Here is a 20,258-nt window from a genome sequence, read left to right as displayed (position 1 = left end):
CGGCCCTCAGGTCCCGGCGACGGTGATGATGGCCCCTGGGTAGTAGGCGAGCAGGACCTGTGCCGGCGTCTGGCCCGCGCGCAGGCGGCCGATCATGCCGATCTGGCAGAGACCGACGCCGTGGCCGGATCCGCGGCCCGTGAACCGCACTTGCGCGCCCAGGCGCTCCACCTCGAAGCGTGCGCTGCGCAGGCTGCTCGGTCCGGCGACGGCCATGATCGCGAGCCGGAAGTCTTCGCCCGTCACGACCGGCGCCCGCGACCCCGTCAGCGCGACTTCGACGACCCGTCCGCCGGCATCGCGTCGCAGCACCTGCACGCCGTCGAGTCGATCTCCGACCTCAGTCCGCGGCCGCCGGTTCAGGGCCAGGCGCACGGCTTCCAGGTCCAGCGTGCTCGTCCAGGCGCTTTCCTGCTCACGGAGGCAGTACGGATCGTCGATGCCGCGCAGGTACGTCGCGCCCGCACTGCGCCACACGTCCACCGCCGCGCTGGTGTGTCCGCCGCAATGCGCGTGGAAGACGGCCTCGATGGGCCTGCCTGCGCTTTCGAGGTACTGCCCGCGCGTTCGCGCGACGGCGGCATCCACGGCAGACGCCCATCGGCTCCGCCGCCACTGGTTGCGCGCAAACACCTGGCAATGCGTCGTCGAGCACAGGTCGAAGCCCTCGGCGGCATGGCGGCGCCGTCCCGCCAGCGCGTAGGTGCGCGCGACGATGGCCTGAGCCTCGTAAGCGGCTGGCGCCAGCGCGGCGTCCGCGGCACCGATCGACAACTCGCCCACGACCACGTCCCGGACATAGTCCTCGAGCCCGACGTCCTCGAACGCGCCGCTGCCGCGCGGCCCCACTTCGATACGCAGGGGCGCGGCTTCCCCGGATTGCACGGGCGCGGCGATTGGCGGCGGTGTGCCTGCACGGGGAGGTGACGGTCGCGGTGCCGGACTCGTCCTAGGCGGCGGTGTGCCGCCGCCGCACCCGTTCATCGCCACGAGCAGGGCCGACAACAGCGTCAGCGTCGAGAGCTGTGGCGATGGGACATGACGATGGAGGCGCTGGAACGCTTCCGCATGACGGCGCGGCACGTGCCATGTTCGCTCATCGCGCGGGAAATCCCGATTCCGAGGCGCTGCGGACGGCGATTCCGGCTTCTCGATCCTGGTGCCAGCGCCGGTCGACCTGACTTGTCCACCGTAGCCTTGGCGAAGGTGGAAGGTCGACGGCTCATATGGAGGACCGGCCCCCGCGGTCACCGCCACCGTCGAGCGTTTGCCGCGCCCCAGCAGTCCCCGGACCTTGGCGTGGAGGCGCTCCTGCGCCCGCCACGCGAGGTGGCACACGGCCTCGGGTTGCCCGCGCTGGCGGGCCCGCAGGCCTTTGCCACACGCCGGCCGGGTCCGGTAATGCCACGCCGCTTCCACCAACACCCGACGTAAATGCGTATTGCCCATCTTACTGATGCCGCCTTGCCGCCGGCGCGCGCCGCTCGACCACTCCCAACAGGTCAAGCCGGTGTAATGCATGTACCCCCGGGCGCTCGGGAAGCGTCGCCCATCACCGGTTTCGGCCGCAATCGTCAACGCGTGCAGGCGGTCGATGCCGCGAAAACACTGCAGGTGCGCCACCGGGCCCGCCAGCGCCGCCGGCACCTCCCACGTGGCCAGTCGCGCATCCAGGGCCCGCACGCGCGCCTCGGCACTCTCGAGCGCATCCAGGTACGTCCGACACACCAGCGCGACGCCGGGCTCGGCCCACGACAGATCCCGCAGCCAGCGCCGATAGGCCTGCGTCCACGGACGCGTCGTCGTCCACCGCCGATCGTGCCGCAACAGCAACTTGCTGACGCGATGCCGGGCCCGCACCACATCGCGCTGGAGTTGCTGCCGGCACCGCACCAGCTCGCGCAACGCCTCGTCGGCCTCGCTCGGCACGGTCACGGCCGACAGCAGGCCCTGTCGCAGATACGTGACGAGCTGTCGCGCATCGCGCCGATCGGTCTTGATGCGCTGGCGGCGCCCCCCCGCCGCCTGCGGAATCAGCGAGGGCACCACCACCGTGCAGTGCACGCCCACGCGCGTCAGCGCCCGCACCAGTGGATAGCCGCATGGGCCGGCCTCGTAGGCCACATGCACCGGGCCACCCGCCGCGAGGCGCTGCACCCACCGCACCAGCTTCGGCACCTCGACTGGCGCCGCGCCCACCTCCGGCGCGCCCGCGCCCGGGCGCCACACCGCTGCCGTCACGCTCGCCTGATGCACATCCAACCCGATGAACGTCGTAGACTCGCCCATGACCGACCTCCCGTCGCTTGACGGCTCTGCGCCGTCGGATCACCTGCGACCCGCAGCGTAACCCGCGTACACCGACGCGGGGGCCGGTCCTCCATAAGCGTCTACGTCGGGGCACAGGAGGGCTACGTCACGGCATGGGAGGGACGTCAGCGTCGAGCAAGCTCGACGCCTACACGATTGGGATTCCTTCGACAAAAGTTCGGCGTTCGTCCGCGCGTCATTCCGACGCCTGACAGATCGCCCGGTGCCCGGAACCCGGTGCCCGGAACCCGGAACCCGGCGTCGTGTGCGCCCGTGTGCCACTTTGGTTCAAGGTGAGTCCGCGGCGGTCGATTGGGAAGTGTGGAGCGCGAATCTTGAGCACACCGACCCTGCTGGTCATCCATCCGCCGACCCCGTCGCGGGACCTCCTGCTCGACATGGCGGTGCGCCTCGGGTTTGCCCTGCAGGTGTGCGACACCGGCACCGAAGGCCTCGCGGCGTTCCGTCAGCGGCCTCCCGATACGCTGGTCGCGTCGCTCGACGTCCATGACATGGAAGGCATGGCGCTGGTCACGAGCGTTCGCGACGAGGCACCCGATCTGTCACTGGTGCTCCTGACCGCGCGCGCCTCGGTGGAGTCGGCCGTTGCCGCCATCCGCCTCGGCGTCTACGACTACATGCGCGAGCCGCTCGACGTCGAGAAACTGCGCGCACTCCTGACCGATCGCTTCGACGATGCGTTGCGGCGCCGGGTCCGGCTGTTTCCGGCCGAACGGTCCACAGGGGTCTCGTTCCACGGCATGATCGGCCGATCCGTGCCGATGCAGAAGCTGTTCCGGATGCTGCGCACGATGGCGCCGCACGTGCGGACGGCCCTCGTCAGCGGCGAGACGGGCACCGGCAAGGAACTGGTCGCGCGTGCCTTGCATCAACTCGGTCCGCGTGCGGACCGGCGCTTCGTCGTCATCAACTGCTCGGCGGTCGTCGAGACCCTGTTCGAGAGCGAATTGTTCGGGCACGTGCGTGGCGCGTTCACCGGCGCGACCGACGCCAAGCCAGGACTGTTCGAGCTGGCCGACGGCGGCACGCTGTTCCTCGACGAGGTCGGGGAACTGCCGTCCGGCGTCCAGGCCAAGCTGCTGCGGACCATCGAGTTCGGCGAAGTGCACAGGGTCGGATCGCTCGAGCCGCGCAAGGTCGACGTGCAGGTAGTCGCGGCCACCAACCGCGACCTCGAAATCGAGTGCGACGAGGGACGTTTCCGCCGTGACCTGTATTACCGCCTCAACGTCGTCGAGCTGCACGTCCCGCCCCTGCGCGATCGCCGTGAAGACATCGTCTACCTTGCCAACGCCTTCATGCGGGCCACCGCAGCCCGCCTCGCGAAGCCGCTGAACGGGCTCACGTCGGGAGCCGAACGCCTGTTGGGCGAAGCCAACTGGCCAGGCAACGTCCGTGAGTTGCGCAATGTGATCGAGCGTGCCTGCCTCATGGCCGAGGGGAGGCTGGTCGGCGAACTCGACGTGAAGGCGAGCCTGCCGGCGCAACGTCCAGTCCCGTCGCCACATGCCTGGCGCACTCCGCTCGCTGGCCCTCCGCTGGCCGTCCGCCCCGCCCGCCGCGAGGACGACCTCGAGCCGCTGTCGGACGTGGAACGCGAGCACATCATGCGGGCGCTGCAGCATGCCAATGGCAACAAGAAGAAGGCGGCGTTGCTGCTCGGGGTGAGCCGGCGGGCGCTCTATCGCAGACTCGAACGCCTCGACCTCGGCGTCACCATCATCCGGCGTGGGCAGGGGGCAGCATGACGGCGCGCAGCGAAACCGAACAGGGGCTCGACGTGCTTGCCGGCGATCGCTTCGACGTCCCCGCGCCGGTCCTCGTCATCGACGACGATGACGGCGTGCGCGAGGTGCTGACGGCGTGGGTGGAGGCCGACGGCTGCCATCCGTTGCCGGTCTGCAGCGCCGATGAAGCCCTGGAGGTTGCCGACGAGTGCGGCGTGGGTATCGCGCTCTGCGACGTGCAGATGCCGGGACACGACGGCTTCTGGTTCCTCGAGCAGGTGGAGCAGCGGCATCCCGACATGGCCGTCGTCCTCGTGACGGGCGTGCACGATGTCGACTGGGCACTGCGCGGCCTCCAGCACGGGGTGGTGGACTACCTGCTGAAGCCCTTCGATCAGCGCAGCCTCTCGCGTGCGCTCGAGAACGGCGTGCGGCAGCATCGCCTCCGGCGGGCGGATCGCTTGCTGCGCGAGCAGCGCGCATCTGAGCTCGGCGTTCGGCACGCCCGGCTCGCCCAGGCCATGACCCGCCTCGAGGTGTCGAGTACCGAGCAGGTCGAGGCCGCACTCGATCTGGTGGCGTTCCGCAGCGACGTGTGGCGTGAGCACAGCCAGCGCGTCAGGCACCTGGCCATTGCCCTGGCCACGACGTGCCGGGTACCGGCCCGCCAGGTCGACGCCCTCGGTCAGGCCGCGTTGCTGCATGAACTCGGCCGGCTGGTCCTGCCTGATGGACTCCTCAACAAGACGGGTGAACTGACGACCGAGGAGCGCGCGTTGTGGCGACGGGTGCCGGACCTCGGGGCGTCCATCCTCGACGCCGTGCCCGCGTTGCGGCCCGCGGCCGGGATCGTCCGGTCGCGATTCGAGGAGTACGCCGGCGGCGGGTACCCGCGGCAGCTGGCCGGCGACGAGATCCCCATGACCAGCCGCGTGCTGGCGGTCGCCGATTCCTACGACGCGATGCGATCGCCACGACCGTTCCGCGACGCCCTGACCCACGAGCAGGCCGTGGCCGAACTGGTGCGCGGCAGCGGCACGCAGTTCGACCCGGATGTCGTGCGCACGTTCACGCATCTGCCCGGACTGGGTGCGCCCGAGTCACGCGCCTAGGCCCGTTGGGAGGCGGCACTGCGTCTGGCCGCGCTCAGAGACCCGCCGTCTGGCCGGGCTCGGAGAGCCGGCCCTCCCTCGCTTTGCCGACGCAGTTGGCAGGGCCCGTTCTCGTGGTAGGGCCCGTTCTCCGAACGCGGCCTTCGTCTGACAGGGCTCCGGCGAGCGGGCCTTGCTGAGGCCGTTGCCGTAGTGTCGAGGCACCGCAGCATTACAATCTCTCCGTGCCGGCGACTTCCGTCTCGGTGCGCTTCGAGGCCGTGATCGGCCTGGAGGTGCACGCCCAACTCCAGACCCGTACCAAGATCTTCTGTGGATGCGTGCCCGCGTTCGGCGCGCCACCCAACACCCACACCTGTCCCGTGTGCCTCGGCATGCCCGGGGCGCTGCCCGTGCTCAACGCCGATGCCGTGGACAAGGCCATCGCGGCCGCGATCGCGCTCGGGTGCACGGTGCACGAGGTCTCCGAGTTCGCGCGGAAGAACTACTTCTACCCGGACCTGCCGAAGGGCTACCAGATCTCGCAGTTCGATCGACCGATCGCGACCGGTGGCCACGTGGATCTCGAGGTCGACGGCCAGGCCGTCCGTGTCGGCATCACCCGCATCCACATGGAAGAGGACGCGGGAAAGTCGTTGCACGAGGGGACCGGCGATCCGAACCTCACCGGCATCGACCTGAATCGGGCCGGGACGCCGCTGATCGAGATCGTCTCGGAGCCGGACCTGCGCGGTGCCGCGGCGGCGGCGGCCTACTTCACGTTCATGCGCGACGTGCTCGTCGCCATCGGCGTGAACGACGGCAATCTCGAAGAGGGCAGCCTGCGCTGCGACGCCAACGTCTCCGTGCGCCCGCTCGGGCAGCAGGCGTTGGGCACGAAGGTGGAAGTGAAGAACGTCAACTCCTTCCGCTTCCTGCAGAAGGCCATCGAGTACGAGATCGCGCGCCAGTCGGCCGTCGTCGCCGACGGCGGCGCGATCGTGCAGGAGACGCGCCTGTTCGATCCCGATACCGGCCGGACCTTCTCCATGCGGAGCAAGGAGGAGGCGCACGACTACCGGTACTTCCCGGAGCCGGACCTGCCGCTGCTCGTCCTGTCACGCGGGCAGGTCGATCGCGTGCGCGCGGCGTTACCTGAATTGCCAGCGGCTCGTCGAGCGCGCTTCGTGTCGCAGTACGGCCTGCCGGCCTACGATGCCGCTGTCCTGACGCAGGACGTCGACCTCGCCGCGTATTTCGAGCAGGTGGCCAGCGTGGCGCCGCCGAAGCTGGCGTCCAACTTTGTGATGGGTGAGGTGCTGCGCAAGGTGAAGGACGAGGACACCGCAATCGCCGACGTCCCCGTCACGGCCGCCGCACTTGCCGATCTGATCAGGCTCGTCGATGACGGCACGATCAGCACCGGCGCGGGCCGGCAGGTCTTCGAGACAATGTGGACGACGCGCGAGCCGGCGTCGGCCATCGTCGCGCGCGAGGGGTTGAAGCAGGTGGGTGACGAGTCGGCGCTGCTGGCGCACGTCGCCACGGTGATTGCCGCCAACCCCGAGGCGGTGGCGAGTTACAAAGCCGGCCGCGTCCAGGCCATCGGCGCGCTGGTGGGGCAGGTGATGAAGCTCACGCGCGGCACGGCGAACCCGAAAGTGGTGCATGCCCTCGTCCAGCGTCAGCTCGACGCCTGATCTCGGCCGCCCTGGCTGGCGAGAGCGGGCCCTTGCCCTCGCCATCTACGTCGTGGTGGCGGTCCTCGCGACGTGGCCGCTGGGATGGCGTCCGCGGACCCTGCTCGGCGCGCCGCAGGGCGAAGGCGACCCGTATCTCAACCTGTTCACGCTGGGCTGGGACCTGCGGCAACTGTTCCTCGCCCCATCGTCGTGGGTCACCGGTGGCGTCTTCGATGCGCCCATCTTCCATCCGGCGCGCCAGACGCTGGCCTTCACCGATCACCTGCTGCTGCAAGCGCTGCTGGTGTCGCCGATCTACGCGATCTGGCGCGATCCCGTCCTCTGCTACAACGCCGTCTTCATCGCGTCACTGGCAGCAAGCGCCTGGGCGATGTGGTGGTACCTGCGGCAACTGCTCGACGATCGGCTCGGTCCGGTCGTCGGCGGTCTCGCGTGGGGTTTCTGCGCATACCGCTTCTCGCACGTGTTGCACCTGCAACTGCAGGCGTTGTACTTCCTGCCGCTGGCGTTCGGCGCCCTGCACCGGCTGGTCGCGCGCCGACGGTGGCAGGACGGCGCGTGGCTCGGTCTCTGGTTCGGATTGACCGCCGTCAGCGCGGTCTATTACGCCGTGATCGGCCTGGTGGCCCTGGGTCTCGGTGGACTCGCACTCGTCGCGGGCGCTGGCCGCGTCTCGCTCGGGCGCCTGCTTGCGCCCCTCGCCGTGAGCGGCTTGGTGTCTGCGGCGCTGGTGGCGCCGGTGCTCGTGCCGTACGTCCAGGCCCAACAGCGCGAAGGCTTCGTGCGGACGATGGACGAAGCGAGCCGGCATGCGGCGACCCTTGCCAGTTTCGTGAGCGACCCACCCTGGCGGCCGGTGGCGCTTGCGCCCATCGGCCGCACCGAGGAAGACGGTCTCCTGCCCGGCTGGGGTGCGCTTGCCCTGGCGGTGCTCGCCGCCGCAGCGCTGCCACGATCGCGCCGGCAACCGCTCCTCTGGACCTGGGGTGCCGTCGCCGCATCGGGGATTGTGTTTGCACTGGGGCCAGAGGGCCTGCGCAGCGTGTATGCATTGGCGCATCGCTGGGTCTTCGGGTTCCAGGCGATTCGCGCGCCGGCGCGGTTTGGTGTCCTGTTCTCGTTCGGCGTCGCCGCGGCGGCTGGCTTTGCGGTCACCTGGTGGCGCCGTGAACGGCGCCCGGCATCGCATCCCGTCGTGCTCGCCCTGTCGCTGGTCGTGGCGATCGAGGCGGTCGCCTGGCGAGTGCCCTACGTTCCCGCTCCCGCGTTCGAGACGCCCGTCAGTGCCTGGCTGCGCGATGTGGAGGGTCCTGGGGCGGTCGCGTTTCTCCCGCAGCCCGATGATCGGGCCGCGACGCCGCTGATGCTCGAGACGCTGACGCACGGCCGCCCGATCGTCAACGGCTACAGCGGTCAGCGACCCGCGTTTGCCGGTGCTGTCGCGGGCGCGCTGGCGACGTTCCCGTCGGCCGACGCGATATGGACGCTGCACGACCTCGGCGTGCGTTTCGTTGTCGCGCCTGACGACGGCCTCGACAAGGCGTGGCCCCTGGCGCGACGCGCGAGCGTCGCCGGTCGCGGTGGCGCGCCGTCGGTCATCTACGAACTCGCCGACGAGACGACATTGCTCGCGGCGGTGGGGGCGCCTGCCGCGGTGAGCGCTCCGCAGCCGGGCGTTCCCGGGTTTGCGCCTGGCGAGGTGAGCCGGTACGACGTCTTCTGGGACGGGGCCGGCACACACGTGTCGGCCGGCACGATCGAGATTGCCGTGCTCGCCGCGACCGGTTCGGACGCGAGACTGCCGCGCTGGCTCTCGGCCGCCGACCGGACACGCATCCGGTACGAGGCTCGCGTGTCGCTCGAGACCGCGCCGTGGGTGGCGCGATTCTTCGAGGCGCGCGACGTCTTCCGGACGTTCACCGACAGCGAATTCCGCCCCGTCGCGCACCTGCGCGAGATCCGTGAAGGACGACGCCAGGTCGATCAGTCGGTGTTCCATGACGGCGCTGGCGGAGTGGTGCGTGTCGTGCCCCCCGATGCCACGACGGTCGAGGCGGGTCCCGGCTTTCGTGCTCCGCCTGACCACCGTGACCCAATCGCCGCGTTCCTCCTGGTGCGCACGCTCGCGCTTGCGGCTGGCAGCCAGGTCGCCATCCCGGTGAACGACATGGGTCGCAACCTGACGCTGCAGTCCGGGCCGCTCGCGGCCGAGACAATCCAGTGGCGCGGCCAGCAGGTCCGCGCGCTGCGCATGCGTCCGGCCCTCGTCCAGCGCGTCCAGCGCCGGGCACCGCCGGCCATCGACCTCTGGCTGAGCGCCGACCAGCGGCGCCTGCCCCTGCGCATCGACGTTGCGGCCGGTTTCGGACGCGTGCGCGTGGAACTGATCGAGACCCATTCCGGAGTGCCACGCACGTGATCACGCTTGCTGCGGTCACCAGGTCGTACGGGCAGGGCGCCGACGCGCTGCGCGACGTCTCGCTCGACATCGACAAGGGCGAGTTCGTCTGCCTCGCGGGCCCGAGCGGCGCCGGCAAGTCGACTCTCCTGCGGCTGCTGTTGCGCGAGGACGTCGCGACGTCCGGCCAGGTGCTGGTCAATGGGACCGACCTGGCCACCCTGCGCCGCGACGAGCGTCAGGCGTACCGGCGGACGGTCGGGTTCGTGTTCCAGGACTTCAAGCTGTTGCCCGCACGCACCGTGTTCGAGAACGTGGCGACGGTGGCGCGAGTGATGGGCATGCCGCGTTCGCAGCAGTGGCGGCGCGCGTCGATGCTGCTGCAGCAGGTGGGGCTGCAGCACCGGATGGAAGCGTTCCCGCTGCAGCTGTCGGGCGGCGAACAGCAACGCGTGGCGATCGCCAGGGCCCTGATGAATGCGCCATCCATCCTGCTGGCCGACGAGCCGACGGGCAACCTGGATCGCGCGCTGTCGCTGGAGGTCATGGACATCTTCCGGGACATCAACGCGTCGGGCACGACGGTGGTGATGGCGACGCACGACCAGGACCTCATCGCGTACGTGCGCCGGCGTGTCGTGCAATTGCAGCACGGCCAGCTGGTTGGCGACCGGAGGCCGTCATGAACGCGCGCCGGCATGAAGACGCCAACGCCGTCGGTTTTCTCCGGTACTGTTTCGACGAGGCCCGGACCTCACTCACGCGCCGGTGGCGCGTCACCCTGCTGTCCACGCTGCTGCTCGGTGCGGCCGTCTTCGTGATGGCCGCGGCCCTGGGTGCGTCGGTCGCGTTGCGCGACGTGACCGCGCGCATGACGCAGGCCGCCGAACTCTCGGTGTACCTGGCGCGCGAGGCGACCACGACCGATCGCGATGCGGCCGCCCGCATCGCTCGCAGTGACACGGCAGTGGCCGTGGCTGATGTGCTCGACCCAGAGCAGGCGACCGCGCGCGTGACGGCCGATTTTCCCGATCTGGCGGGGGTGATCACCGCGCTGCCGGACCGGCCGTTCGGCGCGGTCATCGAGGTGCGCCTCGCTCCCACGGCGACCGCGCCACAGGTCGATGCGTTGGTGACGCGGTTGCGCAGCGCCGCCGGCGTGGACGATGTGATCTACGACCGTGAAGTCCTGCGCCGTGTGCTCCTGACCGTGACGACCGTACGACGCGTGGTGACGACACTGGCGGTGCTGCTCGCGCTGGCGGCGTTTGCGGCGGTGGCCGCGGTGCTGCGGCTCGGCTACTACGCGCGCCGTGACGAAATCGAGGTGCTGGGCCTGGTGGGGGCGCCCCCGCGCGCCATCTCCGGCCCCTTCGTGGCCGAGGGCGTGCTCCAGGCAGCGGCCGGGACGGTCCTGGCGCTGCTCCTGCTCCGGGCTGCGGTGTGGGTCGTCGGGCAGGGGCCAGCGTCGGCCTGGGGCCGGGCGCTGGATCTGCCAGACGTGCCCTTCCTGACGTGGCAGCACATGCTTACGCTTACGGTGGTGACGCTGCTGGCCGGAGCCCTCGCGGGGTGGGTGGGGTCGCGCGAGATCTCCCGTTGACACTCGGTGGCGCGGCTCGCTAGAGTGGGAGTGTCGCTCCGACACGCCAAGAAATATCAACGTGGACTCCATGCGTCGTGTGTCCCTGCTCGCGGAGTTCTATCGCGAGGAACTCCAGCGCTGTCACCATCAGCTCGACAGCCACCGTGACTGTTACTCCCGGAACACGGTCGCCTGCGTCGAGCTCGCGCTCGACCGCGTGATGGATCAACTCGAGCTCTTGTGCCGCCAGGGCCGCGCCGATCAGGTCGTCAGCGGCATCCTCGATCACTTCAGTCACGTCACCGCCCCGCAGGCGTGGGTGGACGGCCGCTGCCTCCATTGACGCTCCCGTCGCGCGCCCGCGACGACCTTGCCGCCATCACCGCCGCTGGCCTCGCGTCGGTGTCCGCGTCAGCACTCCTGCGCCGCGCGCTGCAGGGTACGCACGCGCTCATTTCGGCAGGGCAGCCCTACACGCTGATCGCCGCTGGCAAGGCGTCGGCTGCCATGCTCGAGCGGTGGTACGCACTCGTGCCGGAGTTGCCCCGGCGGGCCATCGGCGTCGGGACCCACGACGCGCATCGTGTGCCCGACGACGTCGAGTGGTTCACCGGTGGGCATCCCACGCCGACCGGCGAGAGCGTGGCGGCCGCCGATGCGGCCCTTGCCGCCGCTGGCGCAGTGCCCATCGACGGCCGGCTCATCGTGCTCCTCTCCGGCGGCGCCTCGGCGCTGCTGTGTCGTCCCGTGCCAGGCGTCACGTTGGCCGAGAAGCAGCAGATCACGCGTGCGCTGATGCACGACGGCCGCGCCATCGACGAACTCAACTGCGTCCGCAAGCACCTGTCGGGCATCAAGGGCGGCCGCCTCGCCGCGGCGTGTGCCGGACGGACGCTCACGCTGGCGATTTCCGACGTGGTCGCGCCGATCGAAGATGACCCGAGCGTGATCGGCTCGGGGCCTACCGTGCCTGATCCCTCCACATTCGCCGACGCGTGGGGCATCGTCTCGCGGATGGCGGCCCAGGAGGCGGTGCCCGCATCCGTCCGCACCTGGCTGCAGCGTGGGGTATCGGGCGACGCCCGCGAGTCACCCAAGCCGGGAGACGCAGCGATGGCGCGGAGCCGCTACGAATTGATCGGCACGCGGCACGTGGCGATGGCAGGCGCGGCAGAGGACGCCAGGCGACGCGGCTACGACGTCGTCGTCATTGGCCCACCAGTGCTTGGGGAGGCGCGCGCTGCTGGCGTCGCGCATGTCACGACGCTGCGAGACGCGGGCGCCGATCGTCGGGGGCCGCTCTGCGTCATCAGCAGCGGCGAGACGACCGTGACCGTCACCGGCACGGGCCGCGGTGGTCGCAACCAGGAGTTGGTCGCGGGTGCGATTGATGTGCTCTCGCGGGAGCCGCGGCCGATGCTGCTCAGCAGCGTCGGGACCGACGGCGTCGATGGTCCGACAGACGCGGCGGGCGCGTGGGCCGACACCGACACTGCCGCGATCGCGACGTCCCAGCGGCTCTCGATCGCGACGCTGCTTGCCGACAACAACGCCTACGAGTTGCACAAGCGCCTGGGGACTCTCATCCGCACCGGACCAACCGACACCAACGTCGGGGATCTGCAGATCGCGCTCATATATTGAGAGGGCTACAGCCTGCAGCCTGCAGCCTACGGCCTGGCTAAAGCCGGCTGCAGCCTACGTCCTGCGGCCTGTAGTAGGCGTCGACCTTCAGGTCGACGCGAGGGGCGCCGCTCCAGGTGCAGCCGCGACGATTCAAGCGCCCGGGCGTAGATCGAAGGCCGAGGGCCGGACAGCGCAGCCGCTCCCGAAGGCCGATCAGTGAGGCCGTTTCACGGTTCCGGCGTCGCGCGGTAGACCTCGCCCAACAGGTTCGCCGCATTCAGCGCCTTGGCCTCCGCCTGGTCTTCGGGCCGTGCGCCCGAGGGTGCCGCGGCCGTGGCGTTCGGCGCCAGGCCAAGCGTGTCCTTGAGGAGTTGCTGCGCCTGATCCACCTTGGCCGACTCGGTGTCGGGCAGCTGCTGTTGCCCTGACGCCTTGAAGACGTCGAGCAGGCGAATCGCCTCCTGGACGTGCTGGCGGGCGTCACCGTAGTTGCGCCTGAGCAGTGCGATGCGGGTGTCGAGCGTGCGGGATCGCGCCTCCGACAATCTGAGTCGGAGCAGCGCCCGATCACGCGAATGCTGCGCGGGGTACGCCTGGTACCAACCGAACAGGAACCCGAAGAGCGCGGCGACGGCGGCCGTGCCCGCGAAGTACCCCCAGAGACGTGCGCGAGTCATGACACAGAGTAATGCCTGATGCCTGATGCCTGATGCGCCGTGCTCACGCGAGCTTGTCCGAATGCCGGCTCCTGGCCTCCTCGACCGAGTGGGATTCCGACAGGTGCCGGTCCTTCTTCGACAGCGTGACCAGCTCGGTATAGAACCGGTGCAGCAGCTCCAGCTCGTCCTCGGTCAAATCTTCGGCGTCGATCAACCGGTTGCTGGCGCCTTCGACGGCTGCGACCAGTTCATTCAGCTTGAGGTGAATGGCCCGGTTGTCCTTGTTCTGCGCCCGCTGGATCAGGAAGACCATCAGGAAGGTCACGATGGTCGTACCCGTGTTGATCACGAGTTGCCACGTGTCGGAGAACGCAAACAGGGGACCCGTCACCGCCCAGACGACGATGACGCCCAGGGCAACCATGAAGGCGGATGTCCCTCCCGTCCATCGCGTCACCGCCGTGGAAAATCGCTCCAGCATCAAGCGGAGGGAGTGCGACTGGTGTTGTCGAGATGCGGCCGCGGCCTTCATCTCGACATTCTACTGATTGCTTCCGGGACGCCTCCGAACGCCGGGCCAGGCCAGGGGGTGACCGCCTGACAAGTATCTATGACGCCAGCGCCACCGGTAGTCACGATATGCGGTCCGGGTAGGCTGCAGCCCGCAGGCCGTAGGCGGTGAATATCGTTGGAGTCCGGCGGCTACATCCCCGCTCAGGTCCTACCGTCGCGATCCGCGATTCCCGGTTCCCGGCGCCCGGTGCCCGGTGCCCGATTCCCGATTCCCGATTCCCGATTCCCGCCTACTTCAGAATCTCCGCCTTCACCTCGACGGTCACGGTGCGGTCGGTGGCGGCATCGGCCGACCGTGCGACGACGATGGGCACGTTCTGCGAGAGCAGCACCGCGAGGTTCTCGGTGATGTTGCCAAATGCCGGCCGCGGCGCGGTCATGTCGCGATCGCGAGCCTTCTCCTCCTCGGTCACTGGCGCCGGGCCGGCGCCAGCGCCCACGGGTGGCATGACGCTGACGCTGGCGTAGTTGAAGCGCAGATCGAGCAGCACCTTCTGTTCGGGCGTCACCATCGCCGTGGCGTCGACGTTGAGCGGCAGTTCGCGATTGGGCCCGCCCCACACGAGCGGTACGCTGGTCATGCTGCGCACGCCCCCTGGACGCCCATCAGCGAGGATGATCGAGACGACCTTCTTCATCGGCGCTGCCGATCCGGTCTGGTCCGTAATCGTCACGTCGATCTTGACGTTGCGTGTCGGCGCGGGGCGCCGCTCACCCGGCGGCGGCGGTGCGGCTGGCGGGGGCGGCGGCATCATTCGTTCGCGCTCCTCGCCCTGAGGGGCCTGGGCCGGCTGCGGTGTGCGTGGCTGCGCTGGCTGCGCGGCCTGTGGCGCCTGCGGCGCGTTCGGCTGATCCTGCGTGAAGTCCGGAGCGAGCAGGGCGGTGGCAAAGAGCGCGATGACAATCGGGTTCACGGATCTTCCTCTTCGGTGATCGGGCCGATCACGATGGTCGCCAGCGGGATGTCCGCGAGCGTAATGACTTCGAGTGGTTCGGCAGGCGCGACGTCGAGCGAGGCCGCGACAATGGATTCAAGATCGATCGGTGGCAGGTCCGACGGCGGCGGCACCCACGCCGCCCCGTTGCGCGCTGTGCCCGCGCTTGCCTGACGCCCCCCCTGTGTTCCTGTGTTCCTGTGTTCCTGTGTTCCTGACCGCAGCGTCGCGAACTCGCGGAAGGGATCCATGCCCCAGTACGCTTGCGGCGGCAGTACGGGCTGCACGATCTCCTCCGGCGCACCCCACACATGGAGCTGGTAGGGCCGGCTCTCCGAGCCGGCCGTCTCCGCAGGGAGCCAGGTCTCCACCTGCCGATTCAACTGCCACGTGGCGCCCAGGACCGCGAGCACCGTTGCGGCGATGGGGAACAGCCACCGCGGCCGGAGGTAGACCAGAACCTGCCCGCCACGCGCATCGACAGGCGCATTGGCCTGCTCCGCGCTGGTCCGGGCGAGGACGCGCGCCACATGGTCAGGCGGTATGTCCTGGCGAGCCAGCGCCTCGAGGGCGGCATCGAGTTGCGTGTCGTCGTGATCGGTCATGTTGTTTTCAGACCGCCGGACAAAGTCCGGCGGCTACGTGTCCCTGCGAAGGCCGATGGCCGACTTGCGAAGGCCGGCGTCCTGCCGCTGCATCCGCTCCCGCAACAACCGCCGTGCGTCGCTCACGCGCCACTTCACCGTACCGACGGGCGCGTCCAGCAGCGCCGCGGCCTCGGCGTAGGTCAGTTCCTGCGTGGCTACCAGCAGGAGCGCGTCGCGGTGAGCACGCGGCAGCCCCTTCACCAGCGTCTTCAGGCGCGCACGCGCGGTGCGGTCAAGCGCTGTGGTCTCCGCGTCGATGCCCGTCGCGGTCAGCTCCACGGACCGGCCATCGTCGTCCTCGCCCCGCTCGATCCGCAGCATCCGCATCCAGCCGGCGACGCCCCTGCGGCGATCGAGCGCCTTGCGCCAGGCAATGGCCAGGAGCCACGTCCGGAACGAGGAGCGGCCGCGAAACTCGCCGAGTGCCTTCCAGGCCGCAATCCACGCCTCCTGCGCTGCGTCGTCGGCGTCGGCGCTCGACACGAGGGCTGCGTGCGCCGTCCGGAACACGGCCCCATGGTGCCGATGGACGAGCTCGGCCCATGCGTCGGGCATGCCCCCTTGTGCGCGGGCCACGAGCTCCTCGTCGGTCACCAAGCCTGTAGACTGACCGCGTGGGTCCGGGGTTGGGAAAGTTGACGAGGCCATGACACCAGACGACCTGTTGCACCGCATCCGCGAGCGCGTGACCCACCCTTCGACCGTGAAGGAGTTGATGCGGGCGCTGAAGCTCCAGAAGTCGGAGGCTCCCGGCGTCCGGCGCGCGCTCAAAGCGTTGGTCGACCGCGGTGCGCTGATTGAAACACGCGGCCGGCATTTCGGCGTTCCCGAGCTGATGGACCTGGCGCCGGGGCGCATCACGGTGCACCCCAACGGCTTCGGTTTCGTGAAGCTCGATCACCCGATCGACGAGGTCACCGCGGACATCTACGTCGCAGGGCACAACCTGCACGACGCGATGCACGGCGACCGTGTCCTCGTGCGCGTGGAGCGGCATGGCCGTGACGGGCGCTCCGAAGGCCGCATCGTCCGCATCCTCGAGCGCGGGGCCGCGACCACCGTCGGCCGGTTCGACAAGGAAGACCACGGGCTGCTCTACGTCACGCCGTTCGACAAGCGGCTGCTGATCGACGTGCAGATCCCCGCTGGTGACGATGTAGGAGCGACACCAGGCCAGATGGTGGTGATCGAGATCACCCGGTGGCCCGTGCACGGACGTGGAGCGCTCGGGCGCGTGATCGAGATCATCGGCGACCTCGAGGCGCCAGGCGTCGACACCCGGATCATCATCCGCAAGCACGGTATTCCGGACCGCCATTCCGACGAGAGCATCGCCGAAGCCCGGCGGCTGGGTGTCGAGATCGACCCGAAGGACATCGAGGGCCGCACCGACTTCCGCAACGACGTCGTCGTCACCATCGACGGCGAGACGGCCCGCGACTTCGACGACGCGGTGTCGGTGGAGCGGCTGGAGCATGGCCACTACCTGCTGAAGGTGCACATCGCGGACGTGGCGCACTACGTCCACGAGGGCAGCGCGCTGGACCGGGAGGCGGCCGAGCGCAGCACGTCGGTCTATTTCCCCGAGCGCGCCGTGCACATGTTCCCGGAGGAACTCGCCACCGGCCTGTGCTCGCTGCGGCCGCACGTCGATCGCCTGGTGCAGTCGTGCGTCATGGAGATCGACGGCAAGGGACGCGTCGTCGACGCCACGATGCACGACGGCGTGATCGTCAGTCGTTCGCGCATGACCTACACCGAGGTTCACGCGATCCTGGCCGGCGATGCCGCGCTGCGCGAGACCTACCGCGAACTCGTGCCGCACTTCGAGCGCATGGGCGAGCTGTTCGAGATCCTGAACCAGCGGCGGCACCGGCGTGGATCGATCGACTTCGACCTCCCGGAAGCCAAGATCGTGCTCGACGCTGAAGGCCAGATCGAGAACATCCTGATGGCCGAGCGCAACATCGCGCACCGGTTGATCGAGGAGTTCATGCTCGTCGCCAACGAGACCGTCGCGGCCTTTCTCGAGGCCAATGGCGTGCCGACGTTGTATCGCATCCACGAGGCTCCCGACCTGCTCAAGGTGGAGCAGTTCGAGGAGTTCATCAGCACGCTCGGGTACACGCTGGCGGCCCCCATGAGCGCGGTGAAGCCGCGCCATTTCCAGAAGCTGGTGGAGAAGTTGCGCGGCAAGCCGGAGGAACGGCCGATTGCGACGCTGATGCTGCGGACGATGCAGAAGGCGCGCTACGACACGTCGTGCCTCGGCCACTTCGGCCTGGCCGCCGACGCCTACGCACACTTCACCTCACCGATCCGCCGCTACCCGGACCTGATCGTCCATCGGACCCTCCGTGAGTTCCGCCACGGCAAGCTCACCGACGCGTTGTACGAGGAGCGGGTCGAGGAGTTGCCGGAGCTCGGGCGACACACGTCGGAGATGGAGCGGCGCGCGGACGAGGCCGAGAACGAGCTCGTCGCGTGGAAGAAGGTCCGATTCATGGCCGACAAGGTCGGCGAGGAGTACGGAGGCTTCATCACCGGCGTCGCGCCCTTTGGCTTGTTCGTGCAGTTGGTGGAGCACTACGTGGAGGGGCTCGTCCACATCTCGAGCCTCGCCGACGACTACTACCGGTACCTCGAACGCGTGCATCAACTGCGCGGCGAGAACACGCATCGCGTCTTCCGGCTCGGCGATCCCATCCGCGTGCAGGTGATCCGCGTCGATCAGGACCGCCGGCAGGTCGACCTGGGCGTGGTCGAGGTCCTCGATCGCATCCGCGAGTCGGAACGCAATCGCGGGCCGCGCACCAGCAAGGCCGGTTCGCGCGGCAAGGCCGCGGCGGGCAAGGGCCGGCCGGGCAAGCGCGAACGGGCGATCAAGAAGGCGACCAACAGCCGCAAATGACGCACCTGACCATCGCCACGGCCGGGCACATCGATCACGGCAAGAGCGCGCTGGTCCAGGCGCTGACGGGCACCAATCCCGATCGCCTGCCAGAGGAGCAGGCACGTGGCATCAGCATCGAGCTCGGCTTCGCGCACGTCACCGTGGGCGACGTCACGCTGTCGTTCGTGGACGTGCCGGGGCACGAGCGCTTCGTCCGGACAATGCTCGCGGGAGTTGGCGGCATCGATGCCGTCCTGCTGGTCGTCGCGGCCGACGAGTCGGTGATGCCGCAGACGCGCGAACATTTCGACATCTGTCGGCTGCTGGACGTCCGCAGCGGCGTGATCGCACTGACGCGCTGTGATCTGGCCGACGAGATGATGCAGGCGGTGGCGGAGTCTGACGTGCAGGAACTCGTCGCCGGCACGCCGCTCGCCTCGGCTCCCATCGTTCGCGTGTCGGCGCGGACCGGGGAGGGCCTCGAGGCCCTGCGGCGGGCACTGGTGCGATGCGGCGACTCGCGGCGGCTTCGCCGGTCCGACGTGCCCGCGCGACTGCCAATCGACCGGGCGTTCACCGTCAAGGGGTTCGGCACCGTCGTCACCGGCACGCTGTGGAGCGGATCGATCGAGCTCGAGACGGAGCTCACCCTCTGGCCCGCGGGGCAGGCGGTGCGGGTGCGCGGCCTTCAGGTGCACGGCGCGCCCGCGGCGCGCGCCGACGCCGGGCAGCGCGTCGCGGTGAACCTCGCGAGCGTCGCGCTCGAGCAGGTCGAGCGCGGACATGTGCTGCTCGGGGACGGCGTCGCGTTGTCGACACGGCGGATGGCCGTGGACGTCGAGATCCTGCCGGACGCACCGGCCCAGAAGCACGGCACCCGCGTGCACGTCCACCTCGGCACCTCCGTCGTGCTGGGCCGGCTGATCCTTCCTGGTCGGGAGGCCACGGGCGAGGTCCGCGTCCTGGCGCCGGGTGAGGGCGGCGCCGCGCTGCTCCGCCTGGAGGCGCCCCTGCCCCCACGGCGTGGCGATCGCCTCGTGCTCCGTTCCTACTCACCAGTGACGACGATCGGTGGCGCATGCGTGACCGATCCGTTACCGCCGCCGCGGATGCTGCACCGGGCCGGCACTCCGCACGAGGATTCGGCCGCGCTCGTCCTCTCGCGCGTGCGTGAACGCGGCACGTTCGGGTGTCCAGAGGCCGAGTTACCGGCGCGATGCGGCCTGCCTCCGGCGACGACGCACCAGGTGATACGGGAGCTCGAGGCTCGCGGCCAGTTGGTGTCGCTCGGCAGCTACTGGGTCGATGCCGACGTGATGCCGGAGATGCGCGCCACCCTGCTGAAGATTATCGACACGGCGCATGCGTCCGATCCTCTCCAGGCCGGGATTCCGCGAGCCTCACTGCGCGTGGCGGCGGGGCGGCGCTGGAGACCGGAACTCGTCGATCTGGTGTTGTCGCGACTGGTGCGCGAGGGCGTCGTCGCGGGCGACGATCGGATCGCCCGGGTCGCGGCGGCTCCGGCCGGTCGAGACCCCCTCGAGACACGCGTGCTCGCGTTGATCGAGGCCGCAGCGCTGCAAGGTTTGTCGTTGCCGGAACTCGAGGCCGCCCTGCCTGGCATCGATCGCAAGGGGACCGCGACGATGCTTGCGCGCCTGGTGAAGACCCGCGAGGTGGAGCGTCTCGGGGACCTCTGTGTGTCGGCGTCACGGCTGAAGGGGCTGACGGATGAGCTACGGCGGCTGGCCGGCACCGGTGAGGTGCCCGCGCGCATCGAGGTGGGGTGGTTCAAAGAGCGATACGGGTTGACGCGGCGCGCCGCGATCCCGCTGCTCGAATGGCTCGACCGCACGCGCGTGACCCGTCGGGAGGGAGAGGCGCGCGTGCTGACGGGGACCTGACGGCTACTCGTCCTTGCCGGACGCGCCTTCCTTCGTGGCTTCCTTGAAATTGCGGATGCCCTTGCCGATACCGCGCCCGATTTCCGGCAGGCGCGTGGCCCCGAAGATCAGCACGATGATGAACAGGATGATGATCAGTTCGGGGATACCGAGTGGCCCGAGGCCCAGCGCGATCATGAAGAACTC

Annotated in this window: 17 protein-coding genes; 10 read left to right on the top strand and 7 right to left on the bottom strand. The window is 69.5% G+C overall.

Features of this window, described 5'->3' with window-relative positions:
* Nucleotides 1-6: 6 nt before the first annotated feature.
* Nucleotides 7-2,289 carry an IS110 family RNA-guided transposase gene (locus LuPra_RS21240; RefSeq protein WP_110172604.1) on the bottom strand — a complete coding sequence of 761 codons (2,283 nt, stop codon included), beginning with the start codon at nt 2,287-2,289 and terminating at the stop codon, nt 7-9.
* A 356-nt stretch (nt 2,290-2,645) separates the two neighbouring features.
* Between LuPra_RS21240 and LuPra_RS21235 the strand changes: the two genes are divergently transcribed.
* The 8 genes from LuPra_RS21235 to LuPra_RS21200 all read left to right on the top strand — a co-directional run bounded on the left by LuPra_RS21235 (nt 2,646) and on the right by LuPra_RS21200 (nt 12,479).
* Complete coding sequence (locus tag LuPra_RS21235; RefSeq protein WP_110172603.1) at nt 2,646-4,079, top strand: sigma-54-dependent transcriptional regulator; 1,434 nt, start codon at nt 2,646-2,648, stop codon at nt 4,077-4,079.
* On the top strand, nt 4,076-5,170 hold the full coding sequence (locus tag LuPra_RS21230; RefSeq protein ID WP_110172602.1) for an HD domain-containing phosphohydrolase: 1,095 nt from the start codon (nt 4,076-4,078) through the stop codon (nt 5,168-5,170). Before LuPra_RS21235 ends, LuPra_RS21230 begins: the two co-directional genes overlap by 4 nt.
* A 245-nt stretch (nt 5,171-5,415) precedes the next feature.
* Entirely contained in the window at nt 5,416-6,849 is a 1,434-nt protein-coding gene (gene gatB / locus LuPra_RS21225; RefSeq protein ID WP_110174808.1) for an Asp-tRNA(Asn)/Glu-tRNA(Gln) amidotransferase subunit GatB, read from the top strand.
* Nucleotides 6,818-9,271: a DUF3108 domain-containing protein gene (locus LuPra_RS21220; protein WP_110172601.1), complete on the top strand. Its 2,454-nt coding sequence runs from the start codon at nt 6,818-6,820 to the stop codon at nt 9,269-9,271. The genes gatB and LuPra_RS21220 overlap by 32 nt, the downstream gene beginning before the upstream one ends.
* Entirely contained in the window at nt 9,268-9,936 is a 669-nt protein-coding gene (ftsE, locus tag LuPra_RS21215) for a cell division ATP-binding protein FtsE (RefSeq protein ID WP_110172600.1), read from the top strand. Before LuPra_RS21220 ends, ftsE begins: the two co-directional genes overlap by 4 nt.
* Nucleotides 9,933-10,853: a cell division protein FtsX gene (locus LuPra_RS21210; protein WP_110172599.1), complete on the top strand. Its 921-nt coding sequence runs from the start codon at nt 9,933-9,935 to the stop codon at nt 10,851-10,853. The genes ftsE and LuPra_RS21210 overlap by 4 nt, the downstream gene beginning before the upstream one ends.
* A 70-nt stretch (nt 10,854-10,923) precedes the next feature.
* Nucleotides 10,924-11,178: a hypothetical protein gene (locus LuPra_RS32165; protein ID WP_157899502.1), complete on the top strand. Its 255-nt coding sequence runs from the start codon at nt 10,924-10,926 to the stop codon at nt 11,176-11,178.
* Entirely contained in the window at nt 11,175-12,479 is a 1,305-nt protein-coding gene (locus tag LuPra_RS21200) for a glycerate kinase type-2 family protein (RefSeq protein WP_157899501.1), read from the top strand. Before LuPra_RS32165 ends, LuPra_RS21200 begins: the two co-directional genes overlap by 4 nt.
* Before the next feature lie 209 nt (nt 12,480-12,688).
* Here LuPra_RS21200 and LuPra_RS21195 read toward each other — a convergent pair whose 3' ends face one another.
* From LuPra_RS21195 to LuPra_RS21175, 5 genes are all read right to left on the bottom strand, one after another.
* Nucleotides 12,689-13,138, bottom strand: a complete 450-nt coding sequence (locus tag LuPra_RS21195) for a hypothetical protein (protein ID WP_110172596.1) — start codon at nt 13,136-13,138, stop codon at nt 12,689-12,691.
* Between the two features lie 43 nt (nt 13,139-13,181).
* Nucleotides 13,182-13,601 (bottom strand): low affinity iron permease family protein, encoded by a 420-nt coding sequence (locus LuPra_RS21190; RefSeq protein WP_110174807.1) that lies wholly within the window; start codon nt 13,599-13,601, stop codon nt 13,182-13,184.
* Nucleotides 13,602-13,923: 322 nt separating this feature from the next.
* Entirely contained in the window at nt 13,924-14,607 is a 684-nt protein-coding gene (locus LuPra_RS21185) for a hypothetical protein (RefSeq protein ID WP_110172595.1), read from the bottom strand.
* A complete protein-coding gene (locus tag LuPra_RS21180) occupies nt 14,604-15,233 on the bottom strand; it encodes a hypothetical protein (protein WP_110172594.1) in 630 nt (209 codons plus the stop codon). Before LuPra_RS21180 ends, LuPra_RS21185 begins: the two co-directional genes overlap by 4 nt.
* A gap of 33 nt (nt 15,234-15,266) precedes the next feature.
* Nucleotides 15,267-15,851 (bottom strand): RNA polymerase sigma factor, encoded by a 585-nt coding sequence (locus LuPra_RS21175; protein ID WP_157899500.1) that lies wholly within the window; start codon nt 15,849-15,851, stop codon nt 15,267-15,269.
* Between the two features lie 70 nt (nt 15,852-15,921).
* Here LuPra_RS21175 and rnr point away from each other — a divergent pair, with 70 nt between their 5' ends.
* Both rnr and selB read left to right on the top strand, forming a co-directional pair.
* Nucleotides 15,922-18,186 (top strand): ribonuclease R, encoded by a 2,265-nt coding sequence (rnr, locus tag LuPra_RS21170; RefSeq protein ID WP_110172592.1) that lies wholly within the window; start codon nt 15,922-15,924, stop codon nt 18,184-18,186.
* Nucleotides 18,183-20,072, top strand: coding sequence for a selenocysteine-specific translation elongation factor (gene selB / locus LuPra_RS21165; RefSeq protein WP_110172591.1), 1,890 nt, complete (start codon nt 18,183-18,185; stop codon nt 20,070-20,072). The genes rnr and selB overlap by 4 nt, the downstream gene beginning before the upstream one ends.
* Before the next feature lie 3 nt (nt 20,073-20,075).
* On the opposite strand, the gene tatA is transcribed toward selB, so the two are convergent.
* Nucleotides 20,076-20,249 (bottom strand): twin-arginine translocase TatA/TatE family subunit, encoded by a 174-nt coding sequence (tatA, locus tag LuPra_RS21160; RefSeq protein WP_110174806.1) that lies wholly within the window; start codon nt 20,247-20,249, stop codon nt 20,076-20,078.
* Nucleotides 20,250-20,258: the final 9 nt, after the last annotated feature.

It is taken from the genome of Luteitalea pratensis (assembly GCF_001618865.1).
Classification (GTDB): Bacteria; Acidobacteriota; Vicinamibacteria; order Vicinamibacterales; family Vicinamibacteraceae; genus Luteitalea; species Luteitalea pratensis.
Note: the sequence above shows the minus strand (reverse complement) of the source record. Positions and strands in the feature narration are given on the sequence as shown.